This is a genomic window from Micromonospora sp. C95 (assembly GCF_018070465.1).
Taxonomy (GTDB): Bacteria; Actinomycetota; Actinomycetes; order Mycobacteriales; family Micromonosporaceae; genus Micromonospora.
This window is the reverse complement of record NZ_JAGPXT010000021.1, coordinates 95070-103150: the sequence shown is the minus strand read 5'-3', so window position 1 is coordinate 103150 and position 8081 is coordinate 95070. Positions and strand designations below refer to the sequence as shown.

Annotated in this window: 7 protein-coding genes; 1 reads left to right on the top strand and 6 read right to left on the bottom strand. The window is 72.7% G+C overall.

Annotated elements, in window-relative coordinates; translation table 11 throughout:
* Positions 1 to 30: 30 nt before the first annotated feature.
* Complete coding sequence (locus KBX00_RS21870; RefSeq protein ID WP_210829821.1) at positions 31 to 993, bottom strand: complex I subunit 1 family protein; 963 nt, start codon at positions 991 to 993, stop codon at positions 31 to 33.
* On the bottom strand, positions 993 to 1790 hold the full coding sequence (locus KBX00_RS21865) for an NADH-quinone oxidoreductase subunit C (RefSeq protein WP_210829819.1): 798 nt from the start codon (positions 1788 to 1790) through the stop codon (positions 993 to 995). The genes KBX00_RS21870 and KBX00_RS21865 overlap by 1 nt, the downstream gene beginning before the upstream one ends.
* A 180-nt stretch (positions 1791 to 1970) precedes the next feature.
* On the opposite strand from KBX00_RS21865, the gene KBX00_RS21860 reads away from it, so the two are divergent.
* Positions 1971 to 3017 carry a glucose 1-dehydrogenase gene (locus KBX00_RS21860; RefSeq protein WP_210829817.1) on the top strand — a complete coding sequence of 349 codons (1047 nt, stop codon included), beginning with the start codon at positions 1971 to 1973 and terminating at the stop codon, positions 3015 to 3017.
* Between the two features lie 19 nt (positions 3018 to 3036).
* Here KBX00_RS21860 and KBX00_RS21855 read toward each other — a convergent pair whose 3' ends face one another.
* The 4 genes from KBX00_RS21855 to KBX00_RS21840 form a co-directional block, all read right to left on the bottom strand.
* Complete coding sequence (locus KBX00_RS21855; RefSeq protein ID WP_210829815.1) at positions 3037 to 4353, bottom strand: DUF2252 domain-containing protein; 1317 nt, start codon at positions 4351 to 4353, stop codon at positions 3037 to 3039.
* A 105-nt stretch (positions 4354 to 4458) separates the two neighbouring features.
* Positions 4459 to 5037 (bottom strand): NADH-quinone oxidoreductase subunit B, encoded by a 579-nt coding sequence (locus KBX00_RS21850; protein ID WP_210829813.1) that lies wholly within the window; start codon positions 5035 to 5037, stop codon positions 4459 to 4461.
* Between the two features lie 101 nt (positions 5038 to 5138).
* Positions 5139 to 6602: an aminotransferase class V-fold PLP-dependent enzyme gene (locus KBX00_RS21845; protein ID WP_210829811.1), complete on the bottom strand. Its 1464-nt coding sequence runs from the start codon at positions 6600 to 6602 to the stop codon at positions 5139 to 5141.
* A complete protein-coding gene (locus KBX00_RS21840; protein ID WP_210829809.1) occupies positions 6599 to 8074 on the bottom strand; it encodes an MFS transporter in 1476 nt (491 codons plus the stop codon). Before KBX00_RS21840 ends, KBX00_RS21845 begins: the two co-directional genes overlap by 4 nt.
* Positions 8075 to 8081: the final 7 nt, after the last annotated feature.

Sequence of the window (8081 nt, the reverse complement as noted above, 5' to 3'; positions counted from 1 at the left end):
GGGGCGGAGGGCGCGGGTGGGGTGGGGCTGTTAGAGGGTTAGGCGGATGGTGGCGGTTAGGACCAGTTGGGCCAGGGCGGCGGGGACCAGGACCAGCCAGCAGAGGCGTTGGAGTTGGTCTTCGCGAAGGCGGGGGTAGGAGACCCGGAGCCAGATGATCACGAAGCTGACGGCGGCGACCTTGAGCAGGGTCCAGAGCCAGCCGAGCTGGGCGTCGGCGAACGGGCCCTGCCAGCCGCCGAGGAACAGCACGGTGGTGAGTGCGGCGATCACCACGATGCCGACGTACTCGGCCAGCAGCAGGAACGCGAAGCGCAGGCCGGTGTACTCGGTCAGGTAGCCGAAGACCAGCTCCGAGTCGGCGACCGGCATGTCGAAGGGCGGCCGGCGGATCTCGGCCAGGCCGGCCACAAAGAAGATCACCATCGCCGGTGCCTGCCATAGCAGCCACCACGGCTGCCACGCCTCGACGATGCCGGAGAGGCTCAGCGTCCCGGCGGCCATCGCCACCGACGCGGCGGCCAGCACCAGCGGCAGCTCGTACCCGAGCAGTTGGGCCGCACCGCGCAACCCACCGAGCAGGCTGTACTTGTTGGCCGACGCCCACGCGGACATGAGCACGGCCAGCACGCCCACCCCGACCACCGCCAGTACGAAGAACAGCCCGACGTCGAGCGGCTGCCCGACCAGGTCGTTCGGGCCGAGCGGGATCACCAGCAGGGCCAGCAGGTACGGCACCAGCGCCACCGCCGGAGCCAGCCGGAACACCGGTCGGTCGGCCGCGCGCGGGGTGACGTCCTCCTTCTGGACGAACTTCACCCCATCGGCGATCAACTGCGCCCAGCCGTGGAACCCGCCCGCGTACATCGGGCCGAGCCGGCCCTGCATGTGCGCCATCACCTTGTGTTCCGCCTGGCCCACCAGCAGCGGCAGGACGAGGAAGGCGGCCAGCACGCCACCGATCCGCACCACCAGTTCCAGCCAGAGCGGCATCAGGCCCTACCTCCGTCATCCGGTGCCGGACCGCCCTCGGACGCCGGCCGGTCCTCAGCCGTCGGGCCGCCGGGGGCCGCCGACTCCCCGGTGGAGCCGGCCTCCCCAGGGGTACGCGGCCCGCGGGCACCCGGTGCCGGGCGGGCCGGGCGCTCCCGGGCCGGGCGGGCCGGGGTGCCGCCGCGCGGGCCCTCTCCCACGCCACCGGCACCGGCGGGGGTCGGCACGACTCCCCACTCGCCCGGCGCGGGTACGCCCGGGGGTCGGATCGGGCGGCGTCCACCGCCGGCCTCCGACTCACCCGGTTCCTTCGCGCCCGGCCAGGGCTTCGCCACCCGGGATGCCAGCACGAACTCCTTGCGCAGCGGATGCCCCTCGAACTCCGGTGGCAGCAGCAGCGGGAGCAGGTCGGCGTGCCCGGCGAAGTCGATGCCGAACATCTCGTGGGTCTCCCGTTCGTGCCAGGCGGCACCCGGGTAGACCGCCACCACGGAGTCCACAGTTGGTGTGTCGCGGGACACCCGGGCCCGCAGCAGCACTCCGTGCCGGTGCGCGGTCGACCAGAGGTGGGCCACCACGTCGAACCCGTCGGTCAACTCGTCGACGGCCGACAGCCAGTCGAAGTAGTCGCAGGCCAGCTCGGTGTCGTCCCGGGCGGCCAGCAGCGCGGCCCGCCAGGCGTGCGGGGGTACGTCGACGGTGGCCCGGGCATGGACCTGACCGCCGGAGACCGTCGCGGTGGCCTCGACGGGCGCGATCAGCGCGACGAGCCGTTGGCCGACCTCTTCCGGTGTCATGCCGCTGATCCTAGGCCCTGTGGCCGGAGTCCTCGGCCGAGCGGAGGCGGCACCGGACGGCGACCGGCCCGGTACCCCCACCGACCGGCCCGGTACCCGCCGGGCGGCCCGGTGCACGCGGGCGGGTGACTCCGGTGCGCTTCGCCGGTGCCGCCCGTCGGTGACCACCAGGATGGTCCTGTGCGCGCTGTGACCGTCATCCCCGGAGTACCCGGCTCGCTGCGGCTGCTCGACGACTACCCGGAACCGGCCCCCGAGGAGGGACCGATCCTGGTGGAGGCCCTCTCGGTGGGCGTCTGCGGAACCGACATCGAGATCATCGAGGGGCAGTACGGCGAGGCGCCGCCCGGCACCGATCACCTGGTGCTCGGTCACGAGTCGCTCGGTCGGGTGCTGGAGGATCCGACCGGCACCCGGCAGCCGGGCGACCTGGTGGCCGGGATCGTCCGGCATCCCGACCCGATGCCCTGCCCGAACTGCGCGGTCGGCGAGTGGGACATGTGCCGCAACGGCCTGTTCACCGAGCACGGCATCAAGGCGCTGCCGGGCTTCGCCCGCGAGCGGTGGCGGTTGCAGCCCCGCTTCGCGGTGGGACTCGATCCCTCGCTTATCGAGGTGGGCATGCTGCTCGAACCGACGAGCGTGATGGTCAAGGCGTGGGACCACGTCGACCGGATCGGCCTGCGGGCGGAGTGGCAGCCACGTACCGCGCTGATCACCGGTGCCGGACCGATCGGCCTGCTCGCCGCGCTGCTGGCCAGCCAGCGGGGCCTCTCCGTGCACGTGCTCGACCTGGCCACCGAGGGGCCCAAGCCGGCGCTCGCCACCGCGCTCGGTGCCACGTACCACTCCGGACCGCTCGACCAGCTCGACCTGGAACCGGACGTCATCGTCGAGTGCACCGGCGCGCCGGTGGTGGTGCTGGAGGCGATGTGCAAGGTCGGTCCCAACGGGATCGTCTGCCTGGCCGGGGTCTCCAGCGGCGGCCGGACGATCGACTTCGACGCGGGCGCGCTGAACCGGACCCTCGTGCTGGAGAACAACGTCGTCTTCGGCTCGGTGAACGCCAACCGGCGGCACTGGGAGGGTGCCGCCGAGGCCCTGTCGAAAGCCGACCCGGCCTGGCTCGCCTCGCTGATCACGCGGCGGGTGCCGCTGGCCCAGTACGCCACCGCCTACTCGCCGGGGCCGCAGGACATCAAGGTGGTCCTCGACTTCGCCGGCTGACCGTCCCGGAGGGCCGGGGTCAGATGCCGGGCAGCCGACCGTTGCGGAACAGGTCGACGAAGAGCTGGTGATCGTGGCGGGCGCGTACCCCGTACGCATGGGCGAAGTCGACCAGGTGCCCGACGAAGCCGGCGGTGTCGGCGTCCACGACGGCGACGACGGCCTCCTCGGTCGAGTAGTCGACCAGGTCGTGGCTGGACTCGTCATCGGCCACCGAGTGCATCCGGGCGACCGCCCGCCCCAGGTCGGCCAGTACCCCGGCCAGTTCCTCCGGCTCGTTGACGTCCGACCAGTCGAGGTCGGCCGCGTACGGGGAGACCTCGGCGACGAGTTGACCCACGCCGTCGAGTTCGGTGAAGCCCAGCCACGGATCCGCGTGCGCCTGGAGGGCGCGCTGCGACTCGGCGGTACGGTGCCCCTGGTGCCGGAAGTAGCCACGGACCCGCTCGTCGTCGACGTAACGGGCCACCGCCGGCACCTGAGCCTGCTTCATGTAGATCACGACGTCGTTCTCCAACGCCTGGGTGTGCCCCTCCAGCAGGAGGTTGTACGACGGCAGGCCGGCCGAGCCGATGCCCACCCCCTTGCGCAGCACCACGTCCTTGATCTGGGCGGCGAGCGGCCGGGCCTGTGCCGTGGTGGCCGGCAACGTGTCCAGGTACGCCTCGAACGCCGCGCACACCCGCGCCCGCACGTCCCCGTCGACCTCGTACACCCCGTCACCGACGGAGAAGCGCCGCTCGTAGTTGTCGATCGTGGTCTGTCCGCGCAGCAGGTCCACCCGGGTGTTCAGCCGCGCCTGCTGGAGCACCCGGCGCAGCACACCGTCGGCGTTGTCCAGGGTGATCGACCCGATGGCGTCGTCCCCACCGGCGGCGATGGCCCGCAGTTCCACCAGGTACGCGTTCGCGAAGCAGGTGACCAGGTCGCTGATGATCCGGTCGGAGAGCGCCTTGGTGTAGCCGATCAACGCGACGCTGGCGACGAACCGCCGCAGGTCCCAGGTGAACGGCCCGACGTACGCCTCGTCGAAATCGTTGACGTTGAAGACGAGCTGGCCGGAGCCGTTCATGTAGGTGCCGAAGTTCTCCGCGTGCAGGTCGCCGTGGATCCACACCCGGCTGGTCCGCGCGTCCAGGAAACGGTCGTCGGCGAAGTCGCCACGCTGGTCGGCGTAGAAGAGGCTGGCACTGCCCCGGTAGAAGGCGAACGGCGACGCGGCCATCTTGCGGAACTTGCGCCGGAAGGCGGCCGGGTCGAGCGCCATCAGGGTGCCGAACTCCTCGGTCAGCACCTCGACGATGAAGGCGGAACGCTGCTCGGCGACATCGGTCATGATCCGTACGCTAGCGAAGCCACACCACCCGGACGGCCAGCCGAGCGACCGGTCTCGCCGGACCGACCGGACCGCGGTCCACACCCGGCCGGGCACCTCCGCCGGTCAGGAATTCGGTGGACGCACCGGCGGTGCGGTCAGGGAGGCGACCGAGCGGGCCGGGGCGCCGTCACTGGGTGGGGCGTCGACCGGCGGGGCGAGCGGATCGGGGCGGGGCACCCCGCCGATGCCGGACTGCTCGGCGGCGATCTTCTCCTGTAGCCGGAGGATGCCGTGCAGCAGCGCCTCCGGCCGGGGCGGGCAGCCGGGCACGTAGACGTCGACCGGGATGAGCTGGTCGACTCCCTTGGTCACCGAGTACGAGTCCCAGTACGGGCCGCCGCAGTTGGAGCAGGCACCGAACGAGATCACGTACTTCGGCTCGGGCATCTGGTCGTAGAGCCGCTTGATCGCCGGAGCCATCTTGTCGGTGACGGTGCCGGAGACCACCATCAGGTCGGCCTGCCGGGGGCCGTGCGCGAACGGGATCACGCCCAGCCGCATGAAGTCGTGCCGCGACATGCTCGTCGCGATGAACTCGATGGCGCAGCAGGCCAGGCCGAAGTTGAAGACCCAGAGCGAGTAGCGCCGGCCCCAGTTGAGCACGAACCGGATCGGCTCACCGAGCACCGCAGGCAGCTGCACGACCGCTCCCCCTCCCGTCCCCGACAGTCAACCACAGCGACCCGAGGTGGGTGGTCGCCGCTACCAGGCGGTCGCTGGCAGGCGCCGCCCGGCGGTGGGCGCTACCACGCCGGACGTTGCAGCAGGCTGACGAACTCGACGAGCAGCCGTTCACGCAGCGCCGGTGGGGCGGCGTCGAGCAGCGTGTTGACCGGGGCCATCCGCTCCGGCAGCCCACCACCCGGGCCCAGCCCGAGGCCGGCGGCGAGCCCGGCGACCAGCTCGCCGGTGAGGGCCTCCGGCGCCAGCGTGCCGGCCAGGGCCCGCAGCTCCGGCGGCAACCCGACCGGGCCCGCCGCGCGGGCGGCGGCGACCGCGGCGGCCAGGTCGGGGCCGAACTCCGCCGCCCGGGGCGCCACCGCGGCGGTCACCGTCAGGTGCACGCTTGGCGGCAGGCCGGCGTACGACAGCTGGGGCTGGGTGTGCCAGCCCCGCGCGGCCAACTCGTCGACCAGCACGAACAGGTCCGGCCCGGTGTCGTCGGCGGTGAAACAGACCACCGTCGACTCCGGCTCGGCGACCAGCCGCAGCCCGTCGGTGCCGCGTACCGCGTCGGCCAGGGCGCCCACCGCCGCCCAGGTGCGGCGGGTCAGCTCCAGGTAGCCGTCGTCACCGAGGTGCCGCAGGGTGGCGTACGCGGCGGCGATCGGCCCACCGGAGCGGGTGGAGGAGATCACCGGGTTGATCATGGTGTACCCGGGCCAGTCGGCGTACGCGAAGTACTGCGGGGCACGCAGCTGCGGATCGCGGTGCAGCAGCACCGAGACGCCCTTCGGCGCGTACGCGTACTTGTGCAGGTCCACCGAGATCGAGGTGACGCCGGGCACGCCCAGGTCGAACGGGGGCACCGGCAGGCCGAGGCGCCGCAGGTACGGCAGCGTCCAGCCGCCGAAGCAGGCGTCCACGTGACAGCGGACCCCGGCGGTGGCGGCCACCTCGGCGATCTGTTCGACCGGGTCCACGACGCCGTGCGCGTACGAGGGGGCGGAGCAGGCCACCAGCACCGTCTCCGGCCGGAGCGCGGCGGCCACGTCGGCGACCACCGGCCGCAGGGTGGTCGGGTCGACCGGCACGGTGTCGAGTTCCACCCGCAGGTAGTGGGCCGCCTTGGCGAAGGCGGCGTGGGCGCTGGCCGGTACCACGATCCGGGGTGCCGCGATGTCCGGCCGGGCGTCCCGGGCGGTCTTCACGGCCAGGATGAGCGATTCGGTGCCGCCGCTGGTCACACTGCCCACGACGTCCGCAGCGGTGGTGCCCGGTCCGCCGCCGAGCAGCCGCGCCGCCGCCGCGACAAGCGTGTTCTCCATGGCCAGCAGGGACGGGAAGGCGGTCGGGTCGAGCCCGTTGACGTGGGCGCTCTCGGCGTACGCGGCGGCGGCGAGCGCGTCCAGCCCGGGCACCGCCGGGTCGTAGACGTACGCGAACAGCCGCCCGCCGTGCGTCGGCCGGTCCATCGCCCGCAGCTCGCGGATCTCCGCCAATACCTGCTCCGCCGGGATCCCGCCCGGCCGGTTCTCGTCGATCATGAAGTTGTGGTGCCCTTTCCGTGGTTCTCAGCGGCTCTTGTTTCTGCCACAACTGCATGATCGGCGCTGGCTGGGGGCAGGGTGGCGGGCGACAGGCGGGCGGGGGTGAGGTCGTAGGGGCGGAGCAGGAGGGTGGCCAGGCCGATGAGGAGGGCGGGGAGGACCGTGAAGCCGAGCAGGACGCCGAGGCGGGCGGTGTCGGACTGGGTGGCGGAGGTGCCGGTGGTGGAGGAGACGTAACCGGTGACGGCGAGCACCAGCCCGTAGATGCCGGGGCCGAGGGCCAGACCGAACGTCTCACCGGCCGTCCACACTCCGGTGAAGACCCCGGCCTGCCGACGCCCGGTTCGCGCGGTGTCGTACGCGATGCAGTCCGGGAGCATGGCCAGCGCGAACACCTGCTGTCCGGCGTACCCGACCCCGAGCAACGCGACGAGCAGGTAGACCACGGCGGCCGGCAGCACCGGCGCGGCGACCAGCGCCAGTCCACCGGCCGCCAGGATCAGCGACGCCGCCACCAGGGCGGCGAGCTTGCCCACCCGGGCACCCACCCGGGACCAGAGCGGCATGACCACCAGCGCCGGGCCGACGAAGCAGACGAACAGCACGGTCGGGCCGGTCGTCGGATCTTCCAGCACGTGGTCGGCGAAGTACTGGACCCCGGCGAGGATGGTGGCCACCCCGGCGGACTGCACCACGAAGCAGAGCAGCAGCGCCCGGAAGGGCCGGTTACGGGCGGCGACGGTGAGTTGGGCGCGCAGACTCGGCTCGCTCTCGCCGACCGCGCCCTGCGGGGCGGAACGGGTGCCGAGGAAGGCGCCGACGGCACCGAGCGCGATGAGGGCGGCCACGAAGACACCCATCCACCGGTGCCCGGGAACACCACCGCCGGCCGCGTCGCGCACCAACGGCGCCACCGCACCGGCGACCAGGATGGCCAGTGCCAGCACCGCGATCCGCCAGGTCATCATCCGGGTACGTTCGGCGTAGTCGCTGGTCAGCTCGGCCGGCATCGCCACGTACGGCACCTGGAAGAAGGCGAACGCGGTCGCCGTGGCCAGGAACGCGACGGCGACGTACGCCCCCGATGCGGGACCGGCTCCGAACGGCGCGGCGAAGATGGCCCCGAAGAGGATGGCAAGGGCCAGCCCACCGAAGAGCAGGTACGGACGACGGGCGCCCCAACGCGACCGGGTGCGGTCGGAAATTCGCCCGGCGACCGGGTTGACCAGCACGTCCCACGCCTTTGGCAGCAGCACCAGCAGGGCGGCCACACCAGCGGTCACCCCGAGCGTGTCGGTGAGGTAGGGCAGCAGCAGCAGACCCGGCACGGTGCCGAAGGCCCCGGTCGCCAGAGAGCCGAGCGCGTAGCCGGCGTGCACCTGCCGGGGCAGCGCAGCCGGTGGGGCTGGGCTCTGCGCGAGCCGGCCGGAGGTGGGCGTTGGGCCGGAGCCACCCGGCGGCGCGATCATGAGGCCG

Bases quoted from the DNA above. Each gene is read 5' to 3' on its own strand.
- KBX00_RS21870 (WP_210829821.1), bottom strand. From the start codon at position 993: ATGCCGCTCTGGCTGGAACTGGTGGTGCGGATCGGTGGCGTGCTGGCC.
- KBX00_RS21865 (WP_210829819.1), bottom strand. From the start codon at position 1,790: ATGACACCGGAAGAGGTCGGCCAACGGCTCGTCGCGCTGATCGCGCCC.
- KBX00_RS21855 (WP_210829815.1), bottom strand. From the start codon at position 4,353: ATGACCGATGTCGCCGAGCAGCGTTCCGCCTTCATCGTCGAGGTGCTG.
- KBX00_RS21845 (WP_210829811.1), bottom strand. From the start codon at position 6,602: ATGATCGACGAGAACCGGCCGGGCGGGATCCCGGCGGAGCAGGTATTG.
- KBX00_RS21840 (WP_210829809.1), bottom strand. From the start codon at position 8,074: ATGATCGCGCCGCCGGGTGGCTCCGGCCCAACGCCCACCTCCGGCCGG.